The 14,439-nt window shown below is 39.0% G+C and carries 14 protein-coding genes; 6 read left to right on the top strand and 8 right to left on the bottom strand.

Going from position 1 to position 14,439, the window contains the following annotated elements:
- Window positions 1-27 precede the first annotated feature (27 nt).
- The 3 genes from RMB06_RS00915 to RMB06_RS00925 form a co-directional block, all read right to left on the bottom strand.
- The gene (locus RMB06_RS00915; RefSeq protein ID WP_068613131.1) at window positions 28-900 is read right to left on the bottom strand and encodes a 5'-methylthioadenosine/S-adenosylhomocysteine nucleosidase; all 873 of its coding nucleotides are present in this window, start codon (window positions 898-900) and stop codon (window positions 28-30) included.
- Window positions 901-1,043: 143 nt separating this feature from the next.
- On the bottom strand, window positions 1,044-2,234 hold the full coding sequence (apbC, locus tag RMB06_RS00920; RefSeq protein WP_033848234.1) for an iron-sulfur cluster carrier protein ApbC: 1,191 nt from the start codon (window positions 2,232-2,234) through the stop codon (window positions 1,044-1,046).
- Between the two features lie 145 nt (window positions 2,235-2,379).
- Complete coding sequence (locus RMB06_RS00925) at window positions 2,380-2,880, bottom strand: hypothetical protein (protein ID WP_033848232.1); 501 nt, start codon at window positions 2,878-2,880, stop codon at window positions 2,380-2,382.
- A gap of 284 nt (window positions 2,881-3,164) precedes the next feature.
- Between RMB06_RS00925 and metG the strand changes: the two genes are divergently transcribed.
- Window positions 3,165-5,231 (top strand): methionine--tRNA ligase, encoded by a 2,067-nt coding sequence (metG, locus tag RMB06_RS00930; RefSeq protein ID WP_033848727.1) that lies wholly within the window; start codon window positions 3,165-3,167, stop codon window positions 5,229-5,231.
- 82 nt (window positions 5,232-5,313) lie between these two features.
- Here the strand turns inward: metG and RMB06_RS00935 are convergent, their stop codons facing one another.
- The 3 genes from RMB06_RS00935 to RMB06_RS00945 form a co-directional block, all read right to left on the bottom strand.
- The gene (locus RMB06_RS00935; RefSeq protein ID WP_033848229.1) at window positions 5,314-5,649 is read right to left on the bottom strand and encodes an EF-hand domain protein; all 336 of its coding nucleotides are present in this window, start codon (window positions 5,647-5,649) and stop codon (window positions 5,314-5,316) included.
- Entirely contained in the window at window positions 5,630-5,818 is a 189-nt protein-coding gene (locus tag RMB06_RS00940; RefSeq protein WP_005302999.1) for an NF038215 family lipoprotein, read from the bottom strand. The genes RMB06_RS00935 and RMB06_RS00940 overlap by 20 nt, the downstream gene beginning before the upstream one ends.
- Window positions 5,819-5,980: 162 nt before the next feature.
- Window positions 5,981-6,604 (bottom strand): LysE family translocator, encoded by a 624-nt coding sequence (locus RMB06_RS00945; RefSeq protein WP_005071049.1) that lies wholly within the window; start codon window positions 6,602-6,604, stop codon window positions 5,981-5,983.
- 179 nt (window positions 6,605-6,783) lie between these two features.
- On the opposite strand from RMB06_RS00945, the gene RMB06_RS00950 reads away from it, so the two are divergent.
- From RMB06_RS00950 to RMB06_RS00970, 5 genes are all read left to right on the top strand, one after another.
- The gene (locus tag RMB06_RS00950) at window positions 6,784-7,353 is read left to right on the top strand and encodes a TetR/AcrR family transcriptional regulator (protein WP_033848725.1); all 570 of its coding nucleotides are present in this window, start codon (window positions 6,784-6,786) and stop codon (window positions 7,351-7,353) included.
- The gene (locus tag RMB06_RS00955) at window positions 7,350-8,993 is read left to right on the top strand and encodes an MFS transporter (RefSeq protein WP_311077860.1); all 1,644 of its coding nucleotides are present in this window, start codon (window positions 7,350-7,352) and stop codon (window positions 8,991-8,993) included. Before RMB06_RS00950 ends, RMB06_RS00955 begins: the two co-directional genes overlap by 4 nt.
- A 39-nt stretch (window positions 8,994-9,032) precedes the next feature.
- Window positions 9,033-10,151 carry an HlyD family secretion protein gene (locus RMB06_RS00960; RefSeq protein ID WP_068613122.1) on the top strand — a complete coding sequence of 373 codons (1,119 nt, stop codon included), beginning with the start codon at window positions 9,033-9,035 and terminating at the stop codon, window positions 10,149-10,151.
- Window positions 10,152-10,216: 65 nt separating this feature from the next.
- Entirely contained in the window at window positions 10,217-11,098 is an 882-nt protein-coding gene (locus tag RMB06_RS00965) for a pyridoxal-phosphate dependent enzyme (protein ID WP_311077861.1), read from the top strand.
- Window positions 11,099-11,215: 117 nt separating this feature from the next.
- Window positions 11,216-12,415, top strand: coding sequence for an NAD(P)/FAD-dependent oxidoreductase (locus RMB06_RS00970; protein ID WP_311077862.1), 1,200 nt, complete (start codon window positions 11,216-11,218; stop codon window positions 12,413-12,415).
- Between the two features lie 12 nt (window positions 12,416-12,427).
- Here RMB06_RS00970 and RMB06_RS00975 read toward each other — a convergent pair whose 3' ends face one another.
- Both RMB06_RS00975 and RMB06_RS00980 read right to left on the bottom strand, forming a co-directional pair.
- A complete protein-coding gene (locus tag RMB06_RS00975; protein ID WP_081313732.1) occupies window positions 12,428-12,598 on the bottom strand; it encodes a hypothetical protein in 171 nt (56 codons plus the stop codon).
- Window positions 12,599-12,724: 126 nt separating this feature from the next.
- Entirely contained in the window at window positions 12,725-14,428 is a 1,704-nt protein-coding gene (locus RMB06_RS00980; protein ID WP_039756257.1) for a mechanosensitive ion channel, read from the bottom strand.
- Window positions 14,429-14,439: the final 11 nt, after the last annotated feature.

The following is a 14,439-nucleotide window of genomic DNA, read 5'->3' on the forward strand; positions in this document are numbered from 1 at the left end:
TCACTCTTCTTGCATAGGTTTAAATCATTATTTTGGCAGTTTTGATTTCATATATTCTTCGGCCACATTAAGTACATACTCTTGGCAAGCCTCTCCTGTACCAGGGTCATAAGCTCCATTATTGGTAATATTATTAGATAAGATTCGAATGCCGAGGAAAGGAACATTAAACTGGCTTGCGATTTGTGCAACAGATGCTGCTTCCATTTCTTCAACAGAAGTACCATAACGTTGATGGAAAAATTGAATACGATCTAGCTCATTATTCCAGACATCTGCTGAACCAATTGTTCCTTCGACCACATCGCCTTTATCATAACGGACTTTATGTGCTGCCATTAACAACTCTTGGTCACCTTCAAATTTGCGTATTGCAATCGGCTCTGGGTCCGATTCATCTGTTGGCAAAACATCAAAAGCCTCAACCCATGTAAGTGAGTTTGAACCACCGCCCACTGGCTGTTTAGGTGTTCTAAATGCACCAATATTGGTTGTATATTTTCCTAAAACAATATCGTAAACATGCAAATCAGGATCGTGTCCACCTGAGGTTCCCTGATTAATGATCGCAATTGGTTTATAGCGTTCAATCGCTAGAGCAGTTGCTGCAGCAGAGTTACTCATACCCATACGAGTTTTAGAAATAATCATTGGGTAACCATTATAGGTTCCTTTCCAGAACGTCCATCCTCCTACTGTTTCAACAGTTTTATTCTCTAACTTTGAAGCCATTCTTTCCGACTCTACGGGTAAGGCCCCCTGAATAATGATCGGCTGTAACTTCTGTTTTTGTTCCTGAACTGTTGGTGTTTGTGAAGCAGATGAGTTGTCATCGTTACATCCAACTAAAAATAAAGCGCTACATAAACTGATTACACCCAAACTATACTTAAATTGCATTTTTTAACCTTTCTTTTTAAAAATTGTAAGGTAGCAATCTACATGCCAATTTCAAGTTCAGCTTTGTTATTAGGATTCAGTAATTTAATTTTTTATTTTAATCAGATGATAAAAAACCCGACTTAAAGCCGGGTTTTAATAAATTAGAAAATACGCTTATCATCACGTGTGCGTTGAGGGATTTTTTCAATCTGCTGCCAGACTGCTTTAGCAATCTCAATATAACTATCAGCCGCATCATCCATTGCCACAACACTCGGTTTACCCTGATCAGCATGTTCACGTATTTGAGCATTTAGAGGCAAACGGCCTAGCAATGGAATATGGTATTGCTCGGAAAGCTTATCACCACCACCGATACCAAAAATTTGCTCTTCATGACCACAGTTTGAGCAAATATGAGTCGACATGTTTTCGACGACACCTAATACTGGAATACCAACTTTATTAAATAACTCAATTCCTTTGGTAGCATCAAGCAAGGCAACATTTTGTGGAGTAGTCACAATGATGGAGCCTGTAACCGGAATACGCTGTGCAAGCGTAAGCTGAATATCACCAGTACCTGGTGGCATATCAATCATGAGTACATCTAAATCAGGCCAAAGTGTTTGATTAAACAGTTGCATTAGAGCGCCTGTTGCCTTTGGTCCACGCCATGCAACAGGTGTGTTGTTATCACCTGTTAAATGACCAATAGAAAGTACAGCCATACCGTAAGCATCTAACGGTACAAAATTTTCACTTTCAATAAGTGGAGTTTTGCCAGCGTTCCCTAGCATTGTCGGAATACTTGGGCCATAAATATCAGCATCCAAAACCCCAACCTTAAGCCCCATCTTTTGCAAGGCAAGCGCTAAATTAACCGTAGTTGTCGATTTACCAACGCCACCCTTTCCTGATGAAACTAAAATAACATTCTTAATGCGAGGGTGAAGTGGAACATCTCTTTGTTGCGGAGCGGCTTTTTGAATCGGTGGATTATTTGGATCTGGTTCTGATTTAGGTGAGGCGTCAAGTACAGGAGGTAAATTTAAACTTTCTTGTGTAGGGCGCTTTTGTTGAACCACGTGTAAATTAAGTTCTTCAATACCGCACTTTTCTAATGCACCCGCTAAATCATCATGAATTTGCTGCAAATGCTCTTTTTCATCAGGAAATGTATTAATCGTAAGTTGTAATACACGACCCTGAACTTGAAGCTGACTAATACGCTCCTTTAAAGCATCTTTTGAATGCGGTAATAAATAATTTTGGAGTACGGTTTGGATTTCATCTTCTTTCACCTCTTGTGCGGGTGAAAAAACGGACTTTAATGAAGAAAGCCAAGACATATTGTTTACTCCAAAAACAGATCATTACAGCTTAATGGAGATAGTGTAACAGTATTGCTCCGCACTCGCTCACCTTGGGATGAATAATTACTAACTTCAGATCTCATCTTTTAGGTAAGGAGTGCAGATTTTAGTTTAAATCAGCTTATTCAGCAGAATCATGGTTCTTTAATTTATTGAGTTTATCAGTCGCAGTTTTCTTCAACTCATCAAGTTTTGCCGTTGCTTGCGTTTTCAACTCATCCAATTTTGTAGCAGCCTCTTCCTTTAATTCCGCAGCTTTGGCTTTAGCATCGTCAAGTTTATGAGCTGCTTCTGTACGCAAGTGATCAAACTTATCTTGTAGACTATGCTGAGCATCCTCAAGTTTACCTTTTAAATCAGTTGCTTTTTCTTCAAGAGCCTCTCTACCAGAAGCTTGTTTCTCTTTTACATTTTCCTTTAAATCGTCCAAAGCTTTTTCGCCTTGTACTTTCGCATCAGCTGCTTTTGCCTTTAATTGGTCTACCTTATCTTCAACCGCTTCTTTACCAGCAGCTTGCTTCTCTTTTACATTTTCCTTTAAATCGTCCAAAGCTTTTTCACCTTGTACTTTTGCATCAACCGCTTTTGCCTTTAATTCATCTAATTTATTTTCTGTAGTCATCGTTGTTATCCTCATAGTTAATTAAAAAATTACCTGAATAAGTTATTAGTTATACATCGTTATGGCTTATTTTCTGACCGTAACTGCAATTTGAAACAAAGACAATACAGGAAGATTCAAATATTTTTTGATTTGTTTATCTGTTCTAAAGAGAAACCATGTCTGACCAAAATCCATTTTAATAGAAATCGCTTATGCCAAGCCGGAGATTATTAATCTTTGCTTATCTCCGTGCATCAGTTAAAATCTTCCACCTTATAAATACGAATGAGAGAATGAAATCCGTGCGTAAAATTTTAGTCACTAATGCCCTCCCTTATGCTAATGGTCCAATTCATATGGGTCATTTACTCGGTTACATCCAGGCAGATATCTGGGTTCGTGCCATGCGAGCAATGGGTCATGATGTGACTTATGTATGTGCGGATGATGCTCACGGTACAGCAATTATGCTACGTGCCGAAGCAAATAGTATTAGCCCAGAAGAGCAAATTGCGAATGTTCAAAAAGAACACATCCGTGATTTTGACGGTTTTGGCGTACATTTCGATCATTACGATTCAACGCATAGCGATGCAAACAAAGCACGTTCAACAGATATCTATATTAAAAACCGTGAAGCTGGAAATATTGCAGTTCGTCCCGTAACTCAGTTATTTGACCCAGAAAAAGGGATGTTCTTATCTGACCGTTTCATTAAGGGTACATGCCCAAAATGTAAGTCAGAAGATCAATACGGCGACTCATGTGAAGTGTGCGGTACAACTTACAATGCAACTGAGCTACTTAACCCGCGTTCGACTTTAAGTGGTGCAACACCAGTTGAAAAATCATCCGACCACTATTTCTTCAAGCTTCCAAACTTCTCTGAATATTTACAAAAATGGACGCGTGATGAAGGTCGTTTACCTCTTTCAATTGCGAACAAGCTAGATGAATGGTTTGAAGCTGGTTTAGCAGACTGGGATATTTCTCGTGATGCACCATATTTTGGCTTTGAAATTCCAGATGCACCAAATAAATATTTCTACGTATGGGTAGATGCCCCAATTGGTTATATGTCTAGTTTTGAAAACTACATCAAAACTAAACGCCCAGATTTAAACTTTGATGATTTCTGGAAAAAAGACAGCCAAAACGATGTTTATCATTTTATTGGGAAAGACATTGTTTATTTCCATGCTTTATTCTGGCCTGCAATGCTTGAAGGTGCGAACTATCGCACTCCAACTGGTCTTTTTGTAAACGGTTTCTTGACTGTAAATGGACAAAAAATGTCTAAGTCACGTGGTACTTTCATTAAGGCCGAGACTTACTTACAGCATTTAAACCCAGAGTATTTACGCTATTACTTTGCTTCTAAACTTTCAGATAAAGTCGAAGACTCTGACTTGAACCTTGATGACTTTGTTCAGAAAGTAAATTCAGACTTAGTCGGTAAAGTCGTTAATATTGCTAGCCGCTGTGCGAAGTTCATCAATAGCAACTTTAATAATACTTTATCCGCTGACTGTGCAGAAACTGAGTTAGTACAAAGTTTTATTGATGCAGGTGATTCAATCGCGGCTGCTTATGAAGCACGTGAATTCTCTACGGCGATCCGTGAAATTATGGCGCTAGCTGACCGTGCAAACCAATATATTGATGAGAAAAAGCCTTGGGCACTTGCTAAACAAGAAGGTCAAGAGCAACAAGTTCTTGACGTCTGCTCTGTGGGTATCAACTTATTCCGTCAACTCGCAGTGTACTTAGCTCCAGTTCTGCCAACTTTAGCTCAACAAGTTCAAGATTTCTTAAAACTTGAAAGCTTCGATTTCGAGTCACGTAAACAAATTCTTGTAAGCCATGAGATTGCGCAGTTCCAACCGCTTATGCAGCGTGTTGATCCAAAAGCTGTTGCAGCTATGGTTGATGCTTCTAAAGAGTCTTTAGGTGCTCCTGCTCCAGAAGCAACAAAAGCGGCAGTGAAAAAAGACAAAGCAGCTGAGAAAAAAGTAGCGCCTACTCCAGCAGTTGGTGAAGCTGAAATTATCGGTATTGAAGATTTCTTAAAAGTTGACTTGCGTGTTGCTCAAGTACTTGAAGCTGGTACAGTTGAAGGTTCAGATAAATTACTTCAATTGACATTAGATGTTGGTGAAGCTGAACCACGCAATGTATTTAGTGGCATTCGTAGCCAATACGCACCAGAAGACCTAAAAGGTAAATTGGTTGTTATGGTTGCTAACCTTGCACCACGTAAAATGCGTTTTGGTATTTCAAATGGCATGGTACTTGCTGCTGGAAATGGTGAAGGTATTTTCATTATTTCTCCAGACAGCGGTGCGAAACCTGGCGATAAAGTTTCTTAATCTGCTTTCAAAAAAAGCTCCCTAAATTGGGAGCTTTTTTATTTTTAAGGGCTTTGAATAGGTTTAAACGGGGCTTACTAAATTAGGACCACGGCCACCCTTCGCAAGGGTTATTAAATAAAACGTGTATATTTCCCAACTCTTCATTTGTTAAATAGCCATTCTTATTTTCATCTAAATAATGAAATAGCTCTGTCTGCTTGTTTTCACCTTGAAAACGTTTATCACTCGGCCAGTTATAAGGATAAAAGTCTTCAACCCGTTGAAATTCTTTTTGGCTATACATGCCATCATGATTTAAATCATATTTTTCCTGAAAAAGCTCCCAATCTAAAGAAGCAGGCTCACATGCACTTACCATATTCAAAACACAGTAAGTTGCACATCCAGCAAGTAACTTAATAGTTAGCTTGCTCATGATTATTCACTTGTATATCGGAAATTTTATAATCCTTTTCATGAACCGGAGTACCCACAATACTCATGGTCCGCTCATTTGCTGGCTGTTGCTTGCTCATCGTTCTCATCTCACATCCTGTAGTTAAGATGAGAAAAACTACAGAAATGCTCACCATTAGTTTTTTCATAACGTGATCCTCATTTCTTTTTGTTTTATTTATTAAGTTACCACTTTTAAAGTGTTTAAGTGCTAAAAAAGATATTTCAATTTGTATATATTTTACGCAAAAATAAAGCCAGACTATAAATAGCTGGCTTTGAATTTTTTAGATATTTTAATTAAAGACTTATCATTTGAAGAAAATTAACTTTAAGCCTAATACGCTCACAATACTTCCAGCTACTCGGTCAACGGCAGTTTTTGCTTTTAAGTACATTGTTCTAGGCTTCTCTGAAGAGAGCAGCATTGCCACACATGAGTACCAACCCGCATCAATCATAAAACAAATCACTGGTAATGCGACGTAGTAATAATTTGGAATTTCTTTTGGCAACAAAGCAGTAAATACACTCGCTAGCACGACTGCGATTTTTGGATTACTTAACTGGGTAATTAAGCCATATCGATATGCCTGCTTATAGGTCATTTTCGATTTGCCATCGTTTTCCATCGCAATTGGTTCTTTAGCATGTTTAATAATTTTAAAAGCCAGCCAAAGCAAATATAGACCACCACCAATTTTTAAAATTAGATAAGCAGAAGGCACCGCCAATAAAACTGCTTGCAATCCCATAACTGCTAATAGACCAAAAAGTGCTGCACCTGTCCCCGTCCCTAAAGCGGTAAACAACCCATGTTTACGTGATTTAGAAATTGAATTTTGTGCAACATAAATAAAGCTTGGCCCAGGACTTATTGCTCCAAGCATCAATGCCATCGCAATTGAAAAAAGAGGAATAAGGGACTCAAACATTGTATTGACCTAGCATCACGCAATTGCGCGGTATTCTAACAGCTTTTTGTGACACATATAAAAATGGCGAAGATATAAATGATGAAAATTGAATTTTCATGTTTTTACAATTTAAATCTTCACAACGGACAAAAATGTCCGTTAAATATATAACCTTTCGAACTCCCCAAACCGATGACATGAGTAAACGTCAAAAAATTGCTGCCCATAATCGGGATGAATTACTCAATGCAGCCGAAGAATGTTTTCGTATTCATGGCATTAATGTTCCCTTACAAGTTGTGATTGACCACGCTGGGGTCGGCAGAGCGACGTTCTACCGTAACTTTTGTGATCGAAAAGCTTTAATTAGTGCACTTTTAGAACGTGCGATTACACAGCTAGAGCAAAAAGCAGCTCATTTTCAACAATTCGAAGATGGTTTATTTCGTTTAATTGAAGGACATATTGGGCAACTTCCCAAACTCGCAATTTTGCAAGATTTTTGGAGAGTGATTGATCGACAAGATCCAATTATGTTAAAAATTTATGAACGGCGAAATAATGCACTTAACCCACTGATTGAAAATGCGATAGAACAAAAATTGTGCCGAGCTGATCTAACTGCTGATGACTATGCAATGGTCACAGCAATGTTGGGTTCTTCATTTCAAGGACATGAGCAAGAAGAACAGACTCGCTTAGCAAAACGAGCAATTGAATTACTATTTCATGGTATTCAAATACAAAAAATTCGAGGGATAGAATGAGTAAAACGCCTCGTTACTTAGAAACACCACCCGACTGGACCCCAGAAGAGCAACCGACTTTACCTGGCTCACCGGCAGCTATTGCACATTCTGTACCTAAACGATTTATATACTTTTTTATCGGTTTATTTGTCGCTCTTTCAGCAAGCTTAAGTAATGGTTTTATTACGGCAAACTTACCCTTAATTCAAGGTGAATATGGACTGACTCCATCTGAAGCTGCTTGGCTACCTGCAGCCTATGTTATGGCAAACGTTAGCTCAAACCTGATTTTGTTTAAAGCCCGTCAACAGTATGGCCTGAGAGTATTTTCAGAAATAGGACTGGTGATTTTTATTGCGGTTTTGGTATTACATATTTTTGTGCATACCTATGAAATGGCACTATTCGCTCGAGTTGTGGCAGGTTTGGCTGGTGCTCCACTAAGCTCATTAGGTATGTATTACACCATGCAAGCTTTTAAAAAAGCAGACATGGCAAAGGGAATATATATTGCCTTCGGCTTTCAGCAACTCGGTGTACCATTAGCTTGGATTATTTCTCCATTTCTTGTAAATACAGACAGTTGGTCTGTTCTTTACACTTTTGAGCTCGGCTTAGCACTTTGTTGTTTAGCCATGGTCGTTTCATTGAAATTACCACGTAGCTTAAGAATTTACGTTTTTGAGAAGCAAGACTTTTTCACCTTTGCTTTACTCGCTCCCGGCTTTGCCTGTTTATGTATTGTGCTCACACAGGGCCCAATTTTATGGTGGTTTAATAGCCAATGGCTTGCTTATGTATTAATTGCAGGTTTTAGCTTAGTTGTTCTTGGTTTGCTCTATGAACACTATCGTGCCAATCCATTAATTATGACTCGTTGGTTAGGTGCTGCTTCAACTCTACGTTTCATTTTTGGTGCTTTTGCTATCCGGCTTTTAATGTCAGAACAAAGTTATGCAGCTGTTAACTTCTTAAAAACAATGGGGATGGGTCCAGACCAATTTGTTCCACTCTATGTTGTCATTCTGGTGGGGATTTTAAGCGGAACACTTTTTAGTGCACTGACTTTTTCACGCGAACGGATTATCTTCCACTTACTTTTTGCAGAATTTTTAATTTTAGTCGCGTGTGGACTAGATTATCACTTAACCAGTGATGTCCGACCTGTGAACTTCTTTGCAAGTCAGTTTTTAGTAGGCTTTGCAGGTGGTTTATTTATTGGGCCATTGCTCCTGATTGGCTTTGCGCAAACTTTGGCTAAAGGTCCTTCGTATGTGGTGACTTTTATTGTGCTGTTCTCTGCAACTCAAACATTTGGCGGCCTTGTCGGGTCTTCATTCTTCTCGACCTATCAACAACACCGCACACAAAACTATCAAGTCGAGATTATTAAAGATTTGGAACAAGCAGATCCTCTAGTTGCTCAAAGGCTCTCTACATATCAACGCAGTGCATCAGTTACGACTACTGACCCAGCATTACAAACAGCCCAATCCATGCGCTCACTTAATCAAGTGGTCACTCGTGAAGCGCAAGTGCGTGCCTACAATGACGTTATTGCATTAAACGGTATTTTTGCTGTCGCACTACTCTTGTGGGGTGGTTTTAATATTGCACGAAGTAAATATCTACAACGTAGAGGAATTAGCCGTCCTTAACGGCTTCTTTATTGATGAAATAGAAATTGAGATTGATATATGTCAGATGATCAAAACAAACCGGAACAAGCTCCACCTCAAGCAGCTCCCGCTCCATCTAACGAACCGGCACCTGCGAGCAAACTGATTCCAACAAAACGCTCAACTTTATTATGGATGCTAGTTGTGCTCATTGTCGGTATTTTAGTGATTTTGTGGGCATGGAGAATCGGACCCTTCGCAACGAGTGTTCAGCAAACTGACAATAGTTATGTTAAAGGTAAAACAACGATTTTATCGTCGCAAATTAATGGCTATGTTAAAGATGTATTAGTTAAGGACTTTGACCACGTTAAAAAGGGTCAAGTATTAATGCATATTGATGCAACCACCTACGACCAAAAAGTAACGCAAGCGGCTTCTGGAGTTGAACAAGCTAAAAATACTTTAGCCAATCAGACACAGTCTATTGCTCAAAAACAAGCTGATATTGTGGCTGCACAGGCTAAAGTTGAACAAGTTAAAGCTCAATATGAACTTTCTTTAGCACAGCTTAGACGCTATCAACAGTTAGGAAATAGTGGCGCAGCCTCTAAATCTGAGCAGGATAAAGCCGCAGCAGATGCTGAAAATAACCTTGCAGCACTGAAGCAGGCAGAAGCCAATGTTTTAGTTGCCAAAGAAGCACTTAAAACGGCGCAGGTTGCAGAAGCTGGCTTAGAAGCACAAGTCTCAAGTGCTAAGGCACAACTAGATCAGGCACAAACTACCAAAGACTACAGTGTCATTGTTGCTCCAATGGATGGGCAACTTGGTGAGGTGAACCCTCGTGTTGGGCAATATGTAGCAGCAGGGTCCCAATTACTCTATCTGATTCCACAGCAAACTTGGGTGATTGCCAACTTTAAAGAAACCCAAATTGCCAATATGCGGATTGGCCAAAAAGCATGGTTTACAGTCGACGCTATGAAACATAAAAAATTTACAGGACATGTTGAACAGATCTCACCTGCTGCGGGTTCTGAGTTCAGTGTATTAAAGCCTGACAATGCAACAGGAAACTTTACCAAAGTCGTTCAAAGAATTGCCGTACGCATTACCATTGATCCAAATCAAGAAGGAATGGAACACTTACGCCCTGGCATGTCAGTGATTACTTCTGTCGATACAAGTTCGTAAACAGCTTTTTAAAGCTCTATTTAAAAAGCTACAATGTGATCAATCATTATTTTTCTCAATTTCTAATGTTTGATCACATTGCCCAACCTGTTTCCTATCAGCATATTGAACTCCCCTCTTTAGTTCATCTCGACATTAAGCGGTTAGATCTAGTTCATCCTCAAATTTCGGGCAATAAATTTTTCAAACTAAAATACAATCTGTTTGTCGCAAAACAACAAGGTTTATCGAGCATTTTGACTTTTGGTGGCGCTTATTCCAACCATATTGCCGCGACTGCCTATGCCGCTCATCTTTTTGGCTTAAGAAGTATTGGAATTATTCGTGGTGAAGAGTTAGCTGACAAACCTCTGAATCCAACCTTAGCAAAAGCTCAAAGTTTAGGAATGCATCTACATTTTGTCTCACGCAATGAATATCGCTTGAAAGATGAGGCAAATTATCTTCAACAATTACAGCATCAATTTCCTGAAACTTTCATTATTCCCGAAGGCGGCACCAATGAATTAGCAGTTCAAGGTTGTCAGGAAATTCTCAGTCAAAGCGATTTAAATCAATATGATGTGATTTGCTGTGCAGTCGGAACTGGTGGAACGATTTCGGGGCTCATTGAACGGAGTGCATCTCATCAAAAGGTTTTAGGATTTTCGGCTTTAAAAGGTGATTTTTTACAACAAGAAATTCAGCAGTGGACCAAAAAACAGAACTGGTCTGTGACAGATGCATACTGCTGTGGTGGGTATGCAAAAACTTCACCCGAGTTATTGGCATTTATAGAAAGTTTTGAAGAGCAACATGCGGTACCACTTGAACCGATCTATACAGGAAAGATGATGTTTGGTCTGTTTGATCTTATAAAGAATAATTACTTTGCTGAGGGAACTCGCATTCTGGCAATCCATTCAGGTGGTTTACAGGCAGATATAAGAAATAAAACACATCAATAACTAATTAGTTTTTAGTGCACATTACTCCGCATAGCAGTAAATGTCTTTAGCATGACTAAGGCTCGGCATGATAGTATATGCCCCTTTTAAATTTTCACGATTAATCGAGAATCTCTTATGTCTAACAGTCATGTTGATGTCATTGTCTTAGGTGCAGGTGCTTCTGGACTCATGTTGGCTGCACATGCTGCTAAACGAGGGCGCTCGGTTTTAATTTTAGAAAAAGCCAATAAAATTGGTAAAAAGATTTTAATGTCGGGCGGTGGCAAGTGTAACTTTACCAACCTGTATGTAGAGCCTGACAACTATATTTCTCATAATCCACACTTCGTTATTTCTGCCCTATCACGCTATAGCAACTGGGACTTTATCGGTTTGGTATGTGATTATAAAATTGCTTATGAAGAACGAAAACACGGGCAATTATTCACGCTAAACGGCGCTAAAGAAATTCTAGAGATGCTAGTGAGTGAATGTAATAAAACCAATAATGTTGATATCCAAACTCAATGTGAAGCTGTACAGATTGACCCATTAGAAAAAGGCGGTTTTACTGTACACACAAACCAAGGCCGATTTAGCTGTGAGTCATTAGTGGTTGCTACAGGTGGTTTATCCATTCCAACTTTGGGTGGTTCTGGATTTGGCTATGAACTGGCACAAAAATTTGGACATACGGTTTTCCCAACTCGCGCAGGTTTAGTCCCATTTACTTTTTCAGATCATATTAAAGAAGTCACTACACGCCTAAGTGGTAATGCTTTAGATGTGACTCTAAGTAACTCGAAGAATAGCTTTACTGAAGCATTATTGTTTACGCATCGTGGTTTGAGTGGTCCAAGTTCTTTACAGCTTTCAAACTATTGGAATACTGGTGAAAGTTTTAAAATTGACTTTTTCCCGAGCCAAGATTTAGCAAATTATTTAAAAGACAAAAAGAAAGCCCAACCTAAAGTTTTATTGCGTACTCTTCTGAATGAATTTACGGCAAAAAGTATTGTACAAGAGTTACAACAACTTATATGGGCAGAGCAGAGCGAGACAGCGATTGGTAATATCAGTGATGCACAGCTAGGTCATATTGCCGAGCAACTACATGGTTTTACCGTCAAACCATCAGGCACAGAAGGCTATCGTACTGCCGAAGTTACTTTAGGCGGAGTTGATACAAGTGAAGTATCTTCCAAAACCATGGAAAGTAAAAAGCAGAAAGGACTGTTTTTTATTGGGGAAGTACTTGATGTGACTGGCCATTTAGGAGGTTATAACTTCCAATGGGCTTGGTCTTCTGCTTATGCAGCAGCACAATACGTTTAAATGATCAATAAGCTAATTTGAGGCTTTCGAATCATTTGATGATTTTTCAGAATTACGTGTATGAGTTATTGCCTGTTTTGATGAATTAGATTTATTAAACACAAATTTATAAGCACTTGCTAAAAAACCTACCGTAATTCCCGCAATGACAATCGGTGCTAAAAAACGACCTGGTTTCTTCATCGTATTTTCCTCACTTATTTGTTTTTATAACGTCTAAAAAGAACGACCACTCAATATAGAGTGGTCGAACTTATCACAAAAATCAAAGATTTTTTGTACGGTTTATCTGAAAATTAGTTTTACTTACTAAATTTCGTCATTTTCTCCAGTAGATCCAAACGGTTTATTTACTGGTGGTTCTGCTGGATTTACTTGTGCAGAATCAGCAGGTTTTGCATCAGATGAAACCGTTGATGGTGAGGTTGTAGTCGTTGGTGCAACTGTAGATGTTGACGAACTCGTAGTTGCAGATGAGCTACCAGTAGATGGACTGCTTGTGGTCGTAGTAGAAGGCGGTTGATACAGAGGATTTGGTTCATTAGCTTCTTTTTTAGCTTTATCTAACAAATCACTCAACAGTCTTTCTGCTGGTTGGCGACCACCCAAACCAAATGCAAGAGCGAAAGCAACTGCAACTGCGCCTAGAGTCAAACCAAATGCAAGGTTAACGATCGAATCTGCAATACCCATCGCTCTTAAACCAAGCGCAAGTACAAGACCAATAATTAACACACGAACTAAACTACCTAACCAACGCGAGCTATTATATTCGCCGCGTTGAACCACGTTCGCCACAACATTGGCAAGCCAGAAACCAATAACCAAGATTACAGCGCCCAATAGAATGTTTGCACCGAAATGGATAAACATTGCAATTAGACCACTAATTTGATCGAAACCAAGACGATCCGCAGCTTCAGAAACTGCAAATAGCATAGTAAAGAATACAATTAACCAGCCAACTGCATTAGAAACTTTAGTTTGACCTAAAAAGCGTTGTACATCTAACTTTGCAGGAATTTCATCAACACCAGTACCTGCAATTAATTCGGCTACTAAGCGGCCAACAAAACGAGAAACAATATAAGCAACTAGTAGAATTAAACCAGCAGCAATAATGTTTGGAATCGCCTGCAAGATTTCATTAAGCATTGCTGTTGCTGGCTGAGAAATTGTTTCAATACCTAAAGCTTCAAACGCCACAATCAATGTGGTAATAATGATGATTGCGAAAACAAACGAACCTAAGAATTTGCCTACGTTAGAGCTTTTGAAAAGACCAATTTTTTCAGCTTGAGCCTGAACACCTAAGCTATTTACTAAACCTTCAACAATACCGCGTACAATTTTTGCCAAGATATAACCAACAAAAACGATAACACCAGCAATAAAGATATTTGGTAAGAATGCTACAGCATCATTTACCATATTTTGAACTGGAATCAGTAAGCCTGTTAATCCTAGTATTGAAAGAACAATCGGAAGGAAAAGTAACAATACAAGCCAGTAAAGAATTTCACCAATATTCTGGCTAATTCCACCTACACCCACTTCACTGCTTAACTTATCATCGAGTTGAGTTCGGGATAAAACATTGGTCACCCCCGCTCGCACCAGTCGAGCAACGATCCAACCAATAAAACCCACCACAACAGCAGCAATAATATTTGGAATATAGACGAGTACCTGATTCACCATATTACTGAACGGGCCACTTACTCCACTAATGTTAAGTACATTGAGAGCTGCGACCACAGCTAAGATTAGAATAAACCAGAATACGACTTTTGAAATAAGACCTTCTATGTTTGGAGCACGCCCAGTTGCTGAAGATAATTTTGCATTGGTATTTACTTTTTGCAGAAGTTTTTTTACACCTGCCGCAACTAATAAAGCGATTATCCAGCCAACCAGTAAGATGACGATTGCAGCTAAAATAGGATGAAACTGATCCCAGTAATACATCGCATCAAACTGAGCGCCGCGAGGCCCATCAAAAAATTCATTCATATTGTTATGTC

It is taken from the genome of Acinetobacter sp. V104_13, from assembly GCF_031798995.1.
Classification (GTDB): domain Bacteria; phylum Pseudomonadota; class Gammaproteobacteria; order Pseudomonadales; family Moraxellaceae; genus Acinetobacter; species Acinetobacter pittii.

Bases quoted from the DNA above. Each gene is read 5' to 3' on its own strand.
- RMB06_RS00915 (WP_068613131.1), bottom strand. From the start codon at position 900: ATGCAATTTAAGTATAGTTTGGGTGTAATCAGTTTATGTAGCGCTTTA.
- apbC (WP_033848234.1), bottom strand. From the start codon at position 2,234: ATGTCTTGGCTTTCTTCATTAAAGTCCGTTTTTTCACCCGCACAAGAG.
- RMB06_RS00925 (WP_033848232.1), bottom strand. From the start codon at position 2,880: ATGACTACAGAAAATAAATTAGATGAATTAAAGGCAAAAGCGGTTGAT.
- RMB06_RS00935 (WP_033848229.1), bottom strand. From the start codon at position 5,649: ATGAGCAAGCTAACTATTAAGTTACTTGCTGGATGTGCAACTTACTGT.
- RMB06_RS00940 (WP_005302999.1), bottom strand. From the start codon at position 5,818: ATGAAAAAACTAATGGTGAGCATTTCTGTAGTTTTTCTCATCTTAACT.
- RMB06_RS00945 (WP_005071049.1), bottom strand. From the start codon at position 6,604: ATGTTTGAGTCCCTTATTCCTCTTTTTTCAATTGCGATGGCATTGATG.
- RMB06_RS00950 (WP_033848725.1), top strand. From the start codon at position 6,784: ATGAGTAAACGTCAAAAAATTGCTGCCCATAATCGGGATGAATTACTC.
- RMB06_RS00955 (WP_311077860.1), top strand. From the start codon at position 7,350: ATGAGTAAAACGCCTCGTTACTTAGAAACACCACCCGACTGGACCCCA.
- RMB06_RS00960 (WP_068613122.1), top strand. From the start codon at position 9,033: ATGTCAGATGATCAAAACAAACCGGAACAAGCTCCACCTCAAGCAGCT.
- RMB06_RS00965 (WP_311077861.1), top strand. From the start codon at position 10,217: ATGTTTGATCACATTGCCCAACCTGTTTCCTATCAGCATATTGAACTC.
- RMB06_RS00970 (WP_311077862.1), top strand. From the start codon at position 11,216: ATGTCTAACAGTCATGTTGATGTCATTGTCTTAGGTGCAGGTGCTTCT.
- RMB06_RS00975 (WP_081313732.1), bottom strand. From the start codon at position 12,598: ATGAAGAAACCAGGTCGTTTTTTAGCACCGATTGTCATTGCGGGAATT.
- RMB06_RS00980 (WP_039756257.1), bottom strand. From the start codon at position 14,428: ATGAATGAATTTTTTGATGGGCCTCGCGGCGCTCAGTTTGATGCGATG.